Here is a 15981-nt window from a genome sequence, read left to right as displayed (position 1 = left end):
TGTCCCCGCCGGTCGAGCTCGGCGAGAACCAGCCCGGCGCCGAGCACGGCGGCGGTGTGGACGTCGTGCCCGCAGGCGTGCGCCCGGTCGGGCACCCCGCCCTCCGGGCGGACGGCGCTACTTTCGCAACACGTCCTGGGCCCCGGCCAACTCCCGACCGGGGCCCACCGCACGCCGGAGTGGGGATTCCTCAGAGCCGGCCTGACGCCAGACCCTGCCCGCCAGGATGGTGCGGGTGACGCTCATCTCCTCGGACTCGCCCCGCCCCTTCAGTCCGTCCGATCGAGCACCCGCCACAGAATCTCGGCGAGGCGGGCGATCTCCTCCGGCTCGCAATCGGCGAACGGGGTCTGATCGAGCGTCAGCCGCACGACGCGCTCGCGGACCTCCCGGCCCCGCTCGGTCAGCACGGCCACCCGTACGCGCCGGTCGGTGGGATCCGCGCCTCGCTCGACGAGCCCGTGGTCGATCAGCTGATTGACGACGAAGCTGAGGTTCGGCGCGTTGCAGTGCATACGGCCTGCCAGCGTCTTCATGGACGGCGCCGGCTCATCCGGGTCGATCAACCACAGCGCCTGCGCCGTCGCGTTCGTGAGTCCCAGCTCGTCGAACGGCTTGGCAAGGCGGTCGGCGGTGCGCATGAACAGCTCGTAGTGGGCGCGCACCACCGACTCCAGAGCCTGGTTCGTCATGGCTGAAGACTAACACTGTGCTTCGAGACTCGAAGCTGTTACGTTACGCATGCTTCGAGACTCGAAGTACTTTGGGTTGCTCCGGCATGCCTCGACGACGGCTGGCCGCATGGGAAGGGAACACGCATATGAGCGTCTACTCCGGCATCACCGCTCTGGTCACCGGCGCCTCGAAAGGCCTGGGCGAGGCGTACGCCCACGAACTAGCCTTCCGGGGCGCCCGCTTGGTACTCGTGGCCCGCTCCGGCGACGCGCTGCGCCGCAACGCCGAGCGGATCCGGGAAGAACACGGAGTCGAGGTCGAGACCGAGGCGCTCGACCTGGCCGCCACTGACGGAGTGCCTCGGCTGATCGCGGAGCTGGACCGGCGGGGCCGGACCGTCGACCTCCTGGTCAACAACGCAGGCGCCGGTACCGTCGGCCCCTTCCTGGACTCCGCGTTGGCGCGGCATGTCAGCTCGGTCGAGCTGAACGTTGTCGCCCTGATGAATCTGACCCACGCGCTCGGTGGCCGCATGGCCGCACGGGGAAGTGGAGGAATCATCAACGTGGCGTCCACGGCGGCGTTCCAGGCCATGCCGTATCAGGCAACCTATGCGGCGACGAAGGCGTTCGTGCTGTCGTTCACCGAGGCGCTCGCCGAGGAGCTCCGGGGCAGCGGGGTGCGGGTCATGGCCGCCCATCCCGGAGCCACCGCCACGGGATTCTTCGACGGCACCACCGCCACGATGAATCCTAGGTTCACCGATCAGCCCGAACGGGTCGCGGCCAGGACCCTCGACGCCTTTGCCAAGGGGGCCATAAACGCCTACCCGGGCCGCGCGAGCATGCGTGCGACCACCTGGGCCGCCCGGCTGCTGCCCCGCACCGCGGTAACGCGTGCGACGGGGCGGCTGAACCGGAGCCTGGGCCACCATCACGCGCGTCACCTCGACGCCCCGACGGCACCTGGGCAGCCGTGACCCGCCGCGGCGGGAGCAGGGGTGTGACCGAGATACGGCCCGTCGGTAGGAGAGCCGGGCACGGCCGGTCTCCGGGCATACGTCGAGCGTCGGCGTCCCGGCGGGGGCCTTGCGGTCGGTGAGGAGCGGCGGGCCACGGGTGCGGCGGGCGATGGGGCGGGGCAGGAGCTGTGCGGTGCCGGACTGCCGGTGAATCCACTCGGTCGCCCCGCCCTTGGCGGTGATCCTGCCGCGTTTGTACTGCGGGTACAGGTCTTCCACGTTCAGGCGCAGCACCTCGTCGGCCCGTGCTGCGGACTCGTAGAGCATCTTCACACTGCCTCTTCTCCCGCAGGGCGACGTCCAGGCGCCACAGGGCGGTGATCTGGTTCTCCGCCAGGGCCTTGGTGCGGTCGGGCCGGTGCCGGCCGCCCCTCGATGCCGATCGTCGGATCGCCTTCGATCCAGCCCTGGCGCTGCCACCAGCCGATCGCCTTGCGCGCGATGGACAGCTCCCGGTTGACGTCGAGCTGTCAAGTTCATCCCGTGGCCCCGTTTTGGTCTCTTACCTGAGTTATGCCCCTTTGAGGCAACTCGGTTGATGATCGATCGAACTGCAACTACTCTGGTTGCAGTTAACCGGCGACGGCAAGGAGTGGGAGATGGCGGGGCTCAGCAGTAGGAGCGCGGTCGCGATTCACGCGCTGGCGATGCTGGCGCACCGGCGTGGGGGCTCGTTGACCTCCGCGGAGATCGCGGACAGCCTCGAAAGCAATCCAGTCCTCGTGCGGCGCGTGCTCGGCCGCTTGCGAGACGCTGACCTGGTGTGGTCCGCCGAGGGTCGGGGTGGCGGCTGGTCCCTTGCCCGCGCCCCGCGGGATATCACGCTCTATGACGCGTACGCCGCCGTCGAGGAAGGGCGGATCTTCTCGCGGTACACCCATCCGCCCAGCGGGGCGTGCGAGGTCGGACGCAACATCGGCGACCTGCTTGACGCCGAGTTCCAGAGCGCGGAACGAGCTCTGGAGGAACAGCTCGGAAGGACGACGATCGCCGGCCTGCTGCGTCAGATACTGGCCTCCGACAACGAACCGAGGAATCTCAAGCGCTGAGGCATGCGACGCGCATCCTGCGTCATGACGCAGGATTTAACTGTAACTGTCTTGGTTTCAGTTCTTCCGGAGTGAGCGCTCCGGCCCTTTCGGCTCCCCGTGTCAGCGTCCGCACGATGCGCCACCACGACCCGAACGCCTACTCAGAACGCGCCAGGAGTGAGAGCGATGCCCCAGGAATCCGAAGCAATCGCGAGCACGGGGGCTCGTGGCCCCGCGACCTACGACCTCGTGATCAGTCGCGCACATGTCTTCGACGGCTACCAGGCGCTCGCCGGTCTGTACGACGTCGCCATCGACGGCGGCGAGATCGCAGCCGTCTCGGCCGAGCCGATCAGGGGCAGACAGGAGGTGGATGCGGCCGAAGGATGGGTCATGCCGGGCCTGATCGACACTCACATCCACTTCTACGACGTGCGTACGGTCACGGATCCGCAGTCGATGCGGGCCTTCGAGGAGAACGAACTTCCCGGAAGGCTCGGGCTGTTCCTCGACCACGGGATCACCACCATCAAGTCGGTGGGCGACCCGACGGGCGGCATCCTGGACATGCGGGCCGGAATCGCCGCGGGCACTCTGCGGGGCCCGCGACTGCTGGCGACCGGTTGCGGTATTACCGGGCGCGACGGGCATCCCGCCGCCACTGTCTTCAGCGGCAACCCCTGGGCGCGCGAGCGCTTCACGGGAGAGGTCGACAGCGTGCAGCAGATCCGCGACCTGGTGCACCACCTCGCCGACCGCAAGGTGGATGCGATCAAACTCCTGTCGGAAGGCGCGTGCGCACACTCCGGGGGGCCGAAGTACCGCTGGCGGAATCCTGCCTTTCCCGATGGTGTCGAGTTGCAACGGCTTTCCCTCGATCTCCTTCGGGCGGGTATCGAGACCGGGCACGAGCGGGGTCTTCGGGTCACCGTCCACACCACCCAGCAAGCCGCGGCACGCGAGGCGATCGAGGCCGGGGCGGACGGTCTGGAGCACGGTGTCACCGTCGAGCCCCTCACCGACCACTCGCTCGTCGACCTGATGCTCGAACACGACATCACCTACACGCCCACGCTCTGGATCGACGATGCCCACCCGGACGCCCGTACCAATCTCAAGAAGGTCGCTGACGCCGGCGTGCACATAGCGCTGGGCAGCGACACCTTCAGCGGTCGCGGCCTATTCGGAGCCAACACTCTGGAAGAGGCCGAACTCATGGTGGCGGCCGGGTTGACGCCCACCCAGGTGCTGGCCGCAGGTACCAGCGGCGCGTCGCGGCAGTGCGTGCGCCCCGACCTCGGCACGGTGGCCCCCGGCAAGCGCGCCGACCTGCTCGTGCTGAACGCCGATCCCACCGCGGACATCGGCAACCTTCGCGACCTCAGCATGGTGATCCTGAACGGCAGGCCCGAGCGGACTCGGATTGCTTCTTGATCGCTATTGACAACTCTGCGCTACAAGCCTTTAACTCTGCGAAGTTGTATGACTTCTGTGAACGTTGGGGTGGGGATTTATGGGTGGGGCGCGTGGGAGTCGTGGTGTCCAGACGGGAAGACGCAGAGGTGGTCGGCCGACCACGGGCGGGCTGGCAGGCGGACTTGCTGTCCTGCTGGCGGCGAGTCTTGTCCCGCTGGCGGCTCCGCTCGCGGTTGCGCAGCCGTCGGCGGTTGCGCCTGGTGTGTCCCATGCCGCTGGTGCTGATGGCGACAGTCTGAACGAGGCCACCACTGATGACGCCCTCGCCGAGGCGAAACGTTTGGGCAAGCCCGTTGAGGTCGGTTCGCTGCGCGGTGAGCACAGCGACGTGTACGCCACGCCTGACGGCTCGTTGGAGGCCCGCGAGTATCTCCGCCCTGTACGTGCCCGGATGGGGGGCGAGTGGAAGACGATCGACACCGAGCTGAGCAAGGCACCGGACGGGACGGTCCGTCCGAAGGTGACCACTGTGGGACTCGATCCGCAGTGGTACACGCCGAGGGCGTCGGCATGGACGATGGCGTCGAAGTACTGGGCGTCCGAACCGCAGTGGAAGTTCAACGGTAACTCCGATTCGGGGTTGAACCGGCCGCCGCCTTAGCTCAAGATGTCGCAGTTGATGATGGAGTACGGCGGCGTGTGCGCGAAGCCGGACAGCGCGGCCAGGGTACGGACGCTGGGGAAGATCAATGCGAACAACGTGACCGATCCTGACGGCGACAGCGTGTCCGTGCAGTTCCAGGCATCCTGGGACACGGGGGACGGCAAGGGGATGGTCGCCCGTTGGAGTCCGGCACGGACCACCGCCAAGAAGTCCGGGTCGAGTTTCGCTGTCACTTTGCCGACGTCGGCGGTGATGACGACGGAGACGGTGAGACGGACGATCCCGCCTGTGAAGACCTGCTTGCCTGGGCTGACGATGTACTGACCTTCAAGGCCGGCAAGTCCCTTCAGGTCGGCAGGGCTAAAACGGCGGGCAGTTGGGGCCAGTACTTCCCTGGTGCGGTGGATGACGTGTGGGCGTTCCAGGGCGCCCTCAGCGAAACCCAGGTCGAGAAGCTGGCCGCTTCGTGGTTCGACGTCCCCACCGAGGTGCCTTCCGACGAGTGATACGTGCCAGGGGTCGTGCCCGGCCCGGTCACCCGGGTGCGACCTCGGGACACGCTCAACTGCTTCTCCCCACTTCACCGTTCGCGCCAGGCTTGCCCGACGGGCACCTGGCGCCCGGCAGCGATGGAATCCCCTATGCGCTCTCGTTTCCCACGCCTTCCCAAACGTCCGCTCCGGCGGATATCCCTGGCCGTCTCAACGGTGATGGTCGCGTCCATTCTGCAGAGTGCCGCGCTGCCGGCTCAGGCAGCGAGCAGCGACCTGCCCGGTCTTCCGGCCGCGGAGAAGCCGGTCGCCGGCTCCTACGGCGCCAAGGCCGTTTCCCGCGCGCGGTCCGAGCGGCCGACGGCCGGCCCACGCCAAACACCCCGCGCCTCCTGGCCAAAGGCCACCTCGGCCGATGTCCGCGTCCCGAGCGCCGACACCCGAGGAGAGTCCAGGTTCGCCAAGGCGAAGAGCCTTCCCCTCGCTGTCGCCTCGCCTCATCCCGCTGGATCCGCGACACCGTCACGTACGAAAGACGCGAAGAGAAAGCGGATCGCTCCGGCCACGGTGGGGACCCGTGTGCTCGAACGCGACCAGGCTGAACGCGCGGGCGTGAAGGGCCTGCTCTTCACCGTCGAAGCCAAGACTCCGGAACTGACTCCGGAGCTGAGAGCAGCCGCGAAGACCGCTGAACCGGCCGCGGTCGCACTCAGTGTCGACTACGAGGACTTCGCAGGGGCCTTCGGCGGTTCGTACGCAGCCAGGATGCGGCTCGTCGAACTTCCCGCATGCGCGCTGACCACCCCCGCCAAGGACGCCTGCCGCACGGTCACGCCCGTCGCCGCCACCAATGACACCGACGCGCAGACCCTCACCGCCCCCGCGGTGTCCCTCGCTGCCTCCGGCGCTCCCACGGTCCTGGCAGCCGTCGCGGCCGCGGAAGGCGACAAGGGCGACTACAAGGCCACCGCGCTGTCCACGTCCGCCTCCTGGAGCACGAACCTCAACTCAGGTGATTTCGCCTGGTCGTACGACATGTCGACGCCGAATGTGCCCGGCGGCCTCATGCCTAAAGTGGGACTCTCCTATGCGTCGGGCACCATCGACGGACGGACGAGTAATTCAAACAATCAGGGCTCCTGGGTCGGTGACGGTTTCGACCTGTGGCCGGGCTCCATCGAACGCCGTTACAAGCCCTGCTCCGACGACGGTGAGAAGAACACCGACGGCAACAAGCCCGGCGATCTGTGCTGGGCATACGACAATGCCTTCCTTTCCCTCAACGGCAAGGGCGGCGAACTCGTGCCCGCGGGCACGGACGAGTTCAAGCTGAAGCAGGACGACGGCACCAAGATCACGCGCCTGAGGTCCATGAACCGTGGCAACGGCGACGACGACGGCGAGTACTGGCGGCTCACCACCCCGGACGGTATTCGCTACTACTTCGGCTACAACCGCATGCCCGGGTGGACCGACGGCAAGGACACCACGGACTCCACCTGGACCGTCCCTGTCTACGGGAACAACAGCGGGGAGCCCTGCAACACGGCCACCTTCGCAGGTTCCTGGTGCCAGCAGGCCTGGCGGTGGAACCTCGACTACGTCGTCGACCCGCACGGCAACGCCATCGCCTACCACTACAGCAAGGAGGCCAACTCCTACGGCCGCAATCTCAAGGCTGACGACGACACGCCGTACGTACGCGGCGGCTACTTGGAGCGCATCGACTACGGGCTGAAGTCCAGCCGTATGTTCGCGGACAAGCCGCTCGCACAGGTCGTCTTCACCAGCGCCGAGCGCTGCCTCCCGCAGTTGGGCGTCACCTGCGAACCATCCACGATCGACGGCAAAGCCTTCTACTGGTACGACACCCCCTGGGACCTCAACTGCCTGTCCGGCACGAAATGCGACAACGGCAGGCTCTCGCCGTCCTTCTGGACACGCAAGCGCCTGACCGAGGTCACTACCCAGACCCTTGCCCCGGACGGAACCTATGCGAAGGCCGACACCTGGCGCCTGGGCCACAGCTGGGGTATGGCTGATACCGACTACCAGCTACGGCTCGCGTCCATCGAGCGCACCGGCGAGTCGACCACGCCAGCAGTCAAGTTGCCGAAGACCACCTTCGGATACACCCAGCTGGAGAACCGTCTCGACAAGACCGGAGACGGATACGCTCCGTTCATCAAGGACCGACTCTCCACGGTTGACGATGAGTTCGGCGGGCAGGTCACCGCGAACTACTCAGAGCCGGTCTGCGACTGGAACAAGCTGCCCACACCAGGGACCAACACCACGCGCTGTTTTCCCCAGTACATCGGAGACAGCGACTCGGACGAACCGATGCAGTGGTTCAACAAGTACGTGGTCACTTCCGTCACCAGCACAGACCGCACCGGGGGTGCACCCGACAACGTAAAGCGTTACCAGTACCTGGACGGTGGGGCCTGGCACTTCGATGATGACGACGGCCTGACCAAGGAGAAGCACCGCACCTGGTCCCAGTGGCGCGGCTATGGACACGTCCGTGTACAGACAGGCGGGCAGGGTGGTCCCGAGGCTATGGAGTCCCAGCAGGACACCTACTTCCTGAGGGGCATGGACGGTGACAGGGAGAACACCAGCGGCGAGGGAACCAAGTCCGTGTCCGTCTCCCTGGAGGACGGCGAAGGCGACCCCATCACCGACCACCCCTCCGCTGCGGGACAGAGCTACAAGACCGTCACCTTCGACCAGCCCGACGGCAAGGTCCTCAGTAAATCGGTGAGCCGCCCCTGGCATCACGAAACGGCCAAGAAGGAACGAGCCTGGGGCACGGTCACAGCCAACTTCACCGGTACCGCCAGCACCAAGAACTGGCTCTCTCTTGACGGGGGCGCCGGCACGTCCTGGCGCGTCACCTCGACGGCCACTAAGCGGGACACCGTCGCGGGACGTGTCATCGAGGTCCACGATCTCGGGGACCACGCCACCGCGTCCGACAATCAGTGCACCCGCACCAGCTACGCGGCCGATGGCGGCAACAACCTCCTGAACACGGTCTCCCGTGTCGAAACCGTCGCCGCGACCTGCGCTGCCACACCCGACCGCACCAAGGACGTCATCAGCGACGTCCGAACCGCCTACGACGGTGGGGCCTACGGCGCGGCTCCGACCAAGGGCGATGTCACCGCCACGGCGACACTCAAGACCCACAACGGCACCACGGCCACCTACCTGGAGAGCGGCTCCACCTACGACACCTACGGACGCGTACTCACCACCACCGATCTGACCGCGGACGTTACGGCAGTCGGTGACGGAGCCCCGGTGCGCAGCGTCCGCGGCGACGGCCGTACGGCTACAACGGCCTTCACCCCCGCCACCGGACTGCCCACTCAGATCACCACCACCACACCACCCGCCAAAGCGGGTGACGCCTCCACCGTCCAGACCACCACTCAGGACCTCGGACACCGAGGGCTGCCGGTGAAGCTGACCGACACCAACGGCAAGGTCACCGAGTCCACGTACGACGCGCTCGGCCGCTCGACACAGGTCTGGCTCGCCAACCGACGCAACACCCAGACTCCCAGCTACGGGTTCAGCTACCTCATCGAGGAAGGCAAGCCAACTGCCGTCGCCACCAAGGTCCTCGACAACAACGGCGGGCAGCTCACGTCCTACACGCTCTACGACGGATTCCTCCGCGAGCGTCAGACCCAGGCACCCGGGCCGGACGGCGGCAGCATCCTCACCGACGTCTTCTACGACGAGCGCGGACAGACCGCCAAGACGTTCGCGCCGTACTACAGCGTCGGCGCACCGTCGCGCGAACTGTTCAAGCCCGACAACGCCCTGGCCGTCGAGACGCAGACCCGCACGACCTACGACGGGCTGGGACGAGCGACCGAGACCCGCCAGATCGCCGGAAACGGTGACGGCGGCACCGTCCTCAACACCGTCAAGACCCTCTACCGCGGTGATCGCAGCACCATCATCCCTCCCGTCGGCGGCGTCGCCACGACCAATGTCGTCGACGCCAGAGGCAGGACCACCCGACTCCTCCAACACCACCAGCGCAGTGCCGACGCTTCCTACGACACCACGTCCTACGTCTACACACCTCGCGGTGAACTGACGAAGATGACCGGCCCGGCCGGCGCCGACTGGACCTTCTCCTACGACCAGCTCGGCCGTCAGATCAAGACCGTCGACCCGGACAAGGGCATCACGACCAGCGTCTACGACGACCGCGGCCAGCTCACCTCCTCCACGGACGCGCGTGGTACGACGCTCGTCAGCGGTTACGACAACCTCGGCCGCAAGACCTCGCTGCGCGAGGGATCGGCCACGGGCACCCTGCGAGCCGCCTGGGTGTACGACACCATCAGCGGAGCCCGAGGACAGCTCGCGGAGTCCACCCGCTACAGCGGTGGTCAGGAGTACACCTCCAAAGTCACCGACTACGACCAGCTCTACCGGGCGATCAAAACAGCCGTCGTCATACCCGCCGCCGAGGGCAAGCTCCAGGGCACATACCAGGCCGGCAGTCTCTACAAGCCGTCCGGGCTGCTCTCAGGAGTCAGCTACTCCGCGGCCGGCTCCCTGCCCGGCTCCGCGGTCACATACGGTTACGAAGACCGGACCCTGCGGCTCACCGGCACCTTCGGCCAGGGAATCAGCAGCAGCGTCGGCTACAGCCTCACCGGCAAACCTCTCCAGTACGTCATGAACCTGGCCGACGGCGGCAAGAAGACGCAAGTCACCAACACCTACGAGTGGGGCACCCAGCGGCTCGCCATCTCACGTGTCGACCGTGAGGAGCAGAACGGCGTCGACCGTAACGTCACCTACCGCTACGACGAGGCAGGCAACGTCCTGTCGATGGCCGATGTCTCACGCACCGGAACCGACAACCAGTGCTTCACCTACGACTATCTCGGTCGCCTGACAGAGGCATGGACGCAGAGCACGACCCAGTGCACGGCCACCCCGGAGACGGGCAGGATCACCGGCCCCGCGCCGTACTGGCAAAGCTTCACCTACGACAAGGCGAGCAACCGCGCGACCGAGATCCAGCACAATCCGGCCGGTGACACGGCCAAGGACGTCAAGCGGACGTACACCTACCCCGGCGCGGGCAAGCCGCTGGCCCACTCACTGAACTCCGTCACCAACACCACGTCCACCGGCACGAGCACGGACAACTACACGTACGACCAGACCGGGAACACCACCGGCCGTCCCGGTCAGAAACTCACCTGGGACGCCGAAGGCCGTCTCTCCAAGGTCTCCGAGGGCACCAAGACCACCGAGTACCTCTACGACGCCGACGGCAACCGGCTCGTCGGACGCACCGGCACGGAGACCACGCTCTACCTGGGACACACCGAAGTCGTCCTGCCCAGCGGTGCCGACAAGGCGAAAGCGACTCGCTACGTCGAACTCGGCGGTGGACACGCCGGCATCCAGAGCGACGAAGGCACCTGGTCCTTCACCGTCGCCGACCATCACGGCACCGGTCAACTCGCCGTCAACGCCGCCGACCTGTCACTCACCCAACGCCGCGCCCTTCCCTTCGGCGCACCCCGAGGCGGCACCCCCAAAACCTGGCCCGGAACAAGGGGCTTCGTCGGCGGTACCGACGACACGAAAACCACGGGCCTCACTCATCTGGGCGCCCGCGAATACGACCCGGCCATAGGCCGCTTCATCTCCGTCGACCCACTCCTCGTCACGAGCGACCCGGAATCCCTCGGCGGCTACAGCTACGCCCACAACACCCCTCTCACCCACAGCGACCCGAGTGGCCTGATGGACCCCGGCGGCACGGTATGCGGAATCACATTCGCGTGCACCGGCGGCGGCGACGCCTGGGAGAAAGGTCATGGCCCGGACAAAAGTAAAGAGGATACCAGCGGAGGAAGCGGCGAAACCACTAACAGCGCGGGGTCCTGGTGGCTCGAAGGCGCGAACAATAAGGACAAAGATGGCGATGGGCAGATCAACGTTTATCCGGGGGTGAAAATACCTGTCAAATGGTCCCCGAAAATCACTAAGGAATTCATTAAGCACTTCTACGACCGTGTGGAAGGATGGTGTGGATACCTTGAGTGCCTCGATGAATACCCGGATCCTTACACACTCGCCAACCTGGTCGCCTTCTCGTGTGGCGCCGTAAAGTGCCCTGACAGAGCCGAACTCCGGAAGAAAGCAATTATCGCCGGCGTGTCGGAGATATTTGCTTATGGCCCGGGCGGAGGTGCAAGAGCAGCCGGAGGCAAAGGACGGAACAGCAACCGGGGATCCGGATGCAACCAGTGTTTCCTGGCAGGCACCGACGTACTGATGGCCGACGGAACGACCAAAGACATCGAAGACGTCGAACTCGGTGACACCGTGCAGGCCACCGACCCTGAAACGGGAGAGTCGGGCCCTCGTGAGGTAACGCGCCTCATCGTCACCGAGGACGACAAACGCTTCAACACCCTGTCCATCGCGACAGGCGGTGGCGTCGAGCGGCTGACGGCCACCTACGAGCACCCGTTCTGGTCACCGTCGGAGGAGGCTTGGCTCGAAGCGGCCAGGCTGAAGCCGGGCATGACGCTGCTCACCGATGATGGTGACACCGTGATTGTCACGGCGAACCGAGCCTCCACCAAGCATGCTCGGACCTACAACCTCACTGTGGACGACCTCCACACGTACTATGTGCTGGCAGGGGCAACGCCGGTCCTGGTTCACAATTCCGGTCCGAATTGTGGAGTGCCGTCTGGCGGCAAAAATGGAGACCGTCTCGGCGGCGAGGATTTCCACGGAAGTGACTACAGTCTCGACGAGATGGTTGAGTTCGTGAACGGGCACACGGGTGGGGGGAATCCGGCAATGGGGCGTCCGTCTGCCACGGAAGTTGAGACGACGCTTCGACAGGCCGGCCCGCGCCAGTTGGACGGGCAGAACTCGTCAAGGTTTGACCACAATGGCGTCCGCGTAATTATCAACTGGGATATGCCGTGGAAGTCCACGTCGTATTACCCTGGCAGGTGAATGAATGAATACGAGCGAGCGAGGCGAATGGCTCGGATGCTTCCTGACGGATATGGATATTCGTCGATTGGAAGGCGTCTTAGTTCCAGTGGCCCCGGAGCGGGCTCTAGGGCTGGTTGAGCTGCTGGAGAGCTGGCGCAATCACGTTCTCAGGATCGAGGCAGAGGTTGGGCTGCCAGATTCTGACAGGACGGTGTGGGGCGTCTATGATTTGATTGCCGCCCTCGCGCTCAGGAGCTTCGTATCTCGCGGCATGAAAAACATCGACTCGGATTTCCTTGAGGGATTCAGACTGGCACTCGATGATGCCGACTCCAGATTTATGCAGTTCACTGAAATTGATGAATCTGGAATTGTTCGTCGCCTCGATGGCGGTGAGCGATCGAATGGCGAATGGTGGTGGGATCGAGTTCCCCGGTTTGGCCCGATCCGTCGAGATGTAGAGCGATTCAAATCGTCATCGTGACCCAATTTCGAGCTGTTGAAATGAAGAGGACTCGATGGCGGTCCTAGGGTTTCATCAGTAAATCTGAAGCCCCACCGGATTAATTTCCGGTGGGGCTTCAGGTGTGTTTGACGGCAACGGTGACGGCAACGTCAGCGGACGACGGCTGCGGCGGGTGGGTCATTGGGGTCGTCGTCGGTAAGGCCGAGTACGTCGCCCAGAGCGTCGATGGCCTGGCGTTGGAGGCGGAGTCGGACGTGGGCGTAGACGCCGGCGGTGACGCCGATGTGGGCGTGGCCGAGGAGTTCCTTGATGACGACGAGATCGACGCCTTGTTCCAGGAGCAGGGTGGCAATCGAGTGCCGGAGGTCGTGGAAGCGGATCGTCCGAAGGCCAGCGCTGTGGAGGAGGCGACGGAAGCGGCGGGTGAGGTAGCCGGGGTCGAGGGGTCCGCCCTTCACGGTCGTGAAGACGAGCCCGTTGTCCGTCCAGCCCGCTCTGGCTGCCTGGCGTTCTTCCTGCTGTCGTTCCTGGTGGATCTTGAGGGAGTTGATGCATTCGGTGGGGAGGGCGATGCGGCGTTCGGAGGCGAGGGTCTTGGTGTTCAGGACGGTCAGGCCCTGGCTGCGGGTGCGCTGGAGGGAGCGGTGGATGGTTGCGGTGCCGCCATCGAGGTCGAGGTCTTCCCAGTGGAGGCCGAGGAGTTCGCCCTTGCGGAGTCCAGTGCGCAGGGCGAGTTCGTACAGAGCGTGAAGCCGGTCGGCGCCGGCCGACTGGAGGAACTGCCGGGCTTCGGCGGCGGTGAGGGGCTGGAAGCGCCGGGGGCGTGGCGTGGTGGTCTTGACGTTCCGGGCGACGTTGCGCGGCAGTTCGTCCTCGCGGACGGCGTGTTCCAGGGCGGACTTGAGGACCGCGTGGACGTACGTCACGGTCAGCGGTGACAGCCGCTTCTCACAGCACTGCCCGATGGCGCAGCAGGACCGCCGGTCCGTGTCCCGGTTCTGGGCGCAGCACTGGCAGGTGGTGCGGAGTCCGTCGATGAAGATGCGGACGTCGCGGGTGGTGAGCCGGGCGAGCTTCTTCGCGCCGAGGCCGGGGTTGAGGTGGAGGCGGATGGAGGCGGCGTAGCGGGTGTGAGTGTTCTCCCGCAGATGGTGCACGGCGACGCCGTCCAGCCAGTACGCGAGGTAGGCGCTCACGGTGCTGTCAGCTGCGGCGATGGGGAGGCCGCGGTTGCTGTCGGCGATCTTCTCGGTGAGCTTGGTCATCGCGTCTTTACGGGTGGTGCCGTAGACGCGGACGCGCTTGCGGGCGTTGCCGGGGGCGAGGACGTATCCGGCGGCTTCCCAGCGTCCGTCCTTGCGCTGGTAGACGGTCCCTTCTCCGTTCGCGCGAGCACGGGAGCGGCGGGACGATGCGGGGTGGGGTGTGGTCATCAGGCGGCTTCCTGGTCAAGGCGGGTGCGGATGAAGTCGGTGAGGGCGTGGGTGGGGATGCGGCGGGCGCGGCCGAGGGTGATCGAGGCGAGCTGGCCGGTGCGGAACAGGTCGTAGACGGCGGAGCGGCCGAGCTGGAGGCGGGCCATCACCTGGGGCACCGTGAGCAGCTCCAGCGCCGGGGCCACCTCTGTGCGGAGGACGGCGAGCGGGGGCGAGGTCATCAGCAACCCCCTTCGGCCGTGAACTGCCGTTCCAGTTCTCTGCGGTGCCAGACGCCGACGGCGAGGAGGGCCGCGCCGGGGCTGTAGCCCGAGCCGAGGTAGTCCCAGTGGCCGACGACGAGCGTGGTCGTCGGGTCGGACTCGGGCAGGCCGGCGTGGGCCTGTTCGGCACGCCAGGCGCGGCGGGCGTCGCGCAGCGCGCCCAGGGTGGTGGAGTAGTGGCGGGACTTGGTGGAGAAGTGGCCCCGGAAGCCGAGCATGTGCGCCCACTTCCAGAGCTTGAGATCGGTGAATTCCGGCAGCCTGCCCAGGTCCCAGCAGGTGCGGATCATCTGCCGGACGTGGCGGGCGACGGCGAGCCGGGGCAGGGGCCGGGACTGTCCGGTGCCGTCGCAGGCGGTGCAGGGGAGCGGGGTTCCATGAGGCAGGAGGGTGGCGCCGCGTCCCTGGCAGGGGCGGCAGAACAGGGCGTGGTCGAGGGTGCCGGAGGCGTCGGCGGACTTGGTGGCGTACTTGGCCACGTAGGCGGCAACGGCCTGATCGGTGAGTTCGGCGTCGGTACCGAAGGCGGCGATCTCGCGCACGTCGAGCTGTGTGCCCCAGGCGAGTTCGCGCTCGCCGATCGCGTCCGAGGCGACGGCCACTCGGACCCGGAGGGCTGCGGCCCGGATGGCGTCGGTGAGCACGGTGACGGTGGCAGACGGGGGCGGAGGCGTAGCGTTGCCGTCGGGGCCGTCGGGGCCGTCGGGGCCGTCGAGCCGGATGACGGCGTGGAAGTGGACCAGGCCGCGCTTCTGGTACTCGGCGACCTTGGCGAAGGAGATCCGCAGTACGGCGCGTGCGGCTTTCTGGGTGAGGCCGAGCCGGGCGGCGATCTCGCGGCGCAGGTAGACGGTCAAGCGGGCCCACAGCGCGGAGGCATGGGCGTTGAACAGGACCGCGCCTGTGTAGTCGTACGTCGCCGGGTTCAGCGGCGTGCCCAGCAGTGGGTCCGTGGGGTCGTGGAGCTGGTGGCAGCGGCAGGGCTTGATGTCGCCGCCGGGGGTGGTGGGGCGGTTGTGGACGGGGTCGAAGGAGGGTGCGGTGAGGGTGGCGAAGACGCGGGGGTGGGTGCGGACGGTGTCGGGGACGGTCTTGCCACCGGAGAGGCCGGCGCGGATGAGGTGGTAGGTGTCGGCGGCGTAGAGGCGGGAGCAGGCCGGGCAGCGGGAGGAGCGGCGGTTGCCGCACGTGGTGAGCAGGCTGCCCGTCGGTTCGGCGGAGGAGTTGTAGGAGCGCAGCACTTCGCCAGTCGTGGTGTCGACGGTGGTGCTGTGGCCGGTCAGGCGGACGGGTTCGGCGCAGCCGCCGAGGCGTTCGAGCTGCTGCTGTGCGCGGTCGAAGTCGGGGTGATTGACGAGGCGGAGAAGGTCCCGTACGGCGGGGCTTGCCACGTGACGCAGGTCCAGGGTGACCATTCGGGGCGTGTCCCATCTGTTCGGGTGGGTGGCCCCGAGCAGCAATCAGCCGAACTGGAAGGTGAGTTGGCGCTGCTCGGGGCATGACGAAC

The 15981-nt window shown here is 66.6% G+C and carries 10 protein-coding genes and 1 pseudogene; 7 read left to right on the top strand and 4 right to left on the bottom strand.

Features of this window, described 5'->3' with window-relative positions; all coding sequences use genetic code 11:
• Positions 1-269: 269 nt before the first annotated feature.
• Complete coding sequence (locus tag AB0M67_RS16595; RefSeq protein ID WP_365746070.1) at positions 270-692, bottom strand: MarR family transcriptional regulator; 423 nt, start codon at positions 690-692, stop codon at positions 270-272.
• A 128-nt stretch (positions 693-820) separates the two neighbouring features.
• On the opposite strand from AB0M67_RS16595, the gene AB0M67_RS16590 reads away from it, so the two are divergent.
• The 7 genes and pseudogenes from AB0M67_RS16590 to AB0M67_RS16560 all read left to right on the top strand — a co-directional run bounded on the left by AB0M67_RS16590 (position 821) and on the right by AB0M67_RS16560 (position 12793).
• The gene (locus tag AB0M67_RS16590; protein WP_365746069.1) at positions 821-1654 is read left to right on the top strand and encodes an SDR family oxidoreductase; all 834 of its coding nucleotides are present in this window, start codon (positions 821-823) and stop codon (positions 1652-1654) included.
• A gap of 641 nt (positions 1655-2295) precedes the next feature.
• Positions 2296-2745: an Rrf2 family transcriptional regulator gene (locus AB0M67_RS16585; RefSeq protein WP_365746068.1), complete on the top strand. Its 450-nt coding sequence runs from the start codon at positions 2296-2298 to the stop codon at positions 2743-2745.
• 168 nt (positions 2746-2913) lie between these two features.
• Positions 2914-4161 carry an amidohydrolase family protein gene (locus tag AB0M67_RS16580; RefSeq protein ID WP_365746067.1) on the top strand — a complete coding sequence of 416 codons (1248 nt, stop codon included), beginning with the start codon at positions 2914-2916 and terminating at the stop codon, positions 4159-4161.
• Positions 4162-4405: 244 nt separating this feature from the next.
• A pseudogene (locus tag AB0M67_RS16575) lies at positions 4406-5053 on the top strand (hypothetical protein); the annotation flags it as partial.
• Positions 4987-5313 carry a hypothetical protein gene (locus AB0M67_RS16570; RefSeq protein ID WP_365746092.1) on the top strand — a complete coding sequence of 109 codons (327 nt, stop codon included), beginning with the start codon at positions 4987-4989 and terminating at the stop codon, positions 5311-5313. The pseudogene AB0M67_RS16575 and the gene AB0M67_RS16570, both read left to right, overlap by 67 nt.
• Positions 5314-5517: 204 nt before the next feature.
• On the top strand, positions 5518-12327 hold the full coding sequence (locus AB0M67_RS16565) for a polymorphic toxin-type HINT domain-containing protein (protein ID WP_365746066.1): 6810 nt from the start codon (positions 5518-5520) through the stop codon (positions 12325-12327).
• A 4-nt stretch (positions 12328-12331) separates the two neighbouring features.
• The gene (locus AB0M67_RS16560; RefSeq protein WP_365746065.1) at positions 12332-12793 is read left to right on the top strand and encodes a hypothetical protein; all 462 of its coding nucleotides are present in this window, start codon (positions 12332-12334) and stop codon (positions 12791-12793) included.
• Between the two features lie 131 nt (positions 12794-12924).
• On the opposite strand, the gene AB0M67_RS16555 is transcribed toward AB0M67_RS16560, so the two are convergent.
• The 3 genes from AB0M67_RS16555 to AB0M67_RS16545 are packed head-to-tail and all read right to left on the bottom strand — an operon-like array spanning position 12925 to position 15889.
• Entirely contained in the window at positions 12925-14208 is a 1284-nt protein-coding gene (locus tag AB0M67_RS16555; protein WP_365746064.1) for a tyrosine-type recombinase/integrase, read from the bottom strand.
• Entirely contained in the window at positions 14208-14432 is a 225-nt protein-coding gene (locus AB0M67_RS16550) for a helix-turn-helix domain-containing protein (RefSeq protein WP_365746063.1), read from the bottom strand. The genes AB0M67_RS16555 and AB0M67_RS16550 overlap by 1 nt, the downstream gene beginning before the upstream one ends.
• Positions 14432-15889, bottom strand: a complete 1458-nt coding sequence (locus AB0M67_RS16545) for a replication initiator (RefSeq protein WP_365746062.1) — start codon at positions 15887-15889, stop codon at positions 14432-14434. Before AB0M67_RS16545 ends, AB0M67_RS16550 begins: the two co-directional genes overlap by 1 nt.
• Between the last annotated feature and the right edge of the window lie 92 nt (positions 15890-15981).

This window comes from Streptomyces sp. NPDC051662 (assembly GCF_040681655.1).
In the GTDB taxonomy this organism is placed as follows: domain Bacteria; phylum Actinomycetota; class Actinomycetes; order Streptomycetales; family Streptomycetaceae; genus Streptomyces.
Note: the sequence above shows the minus strand (reverse complement) of the source record. Positions and strands in the feature narration are given on the sequence as shown.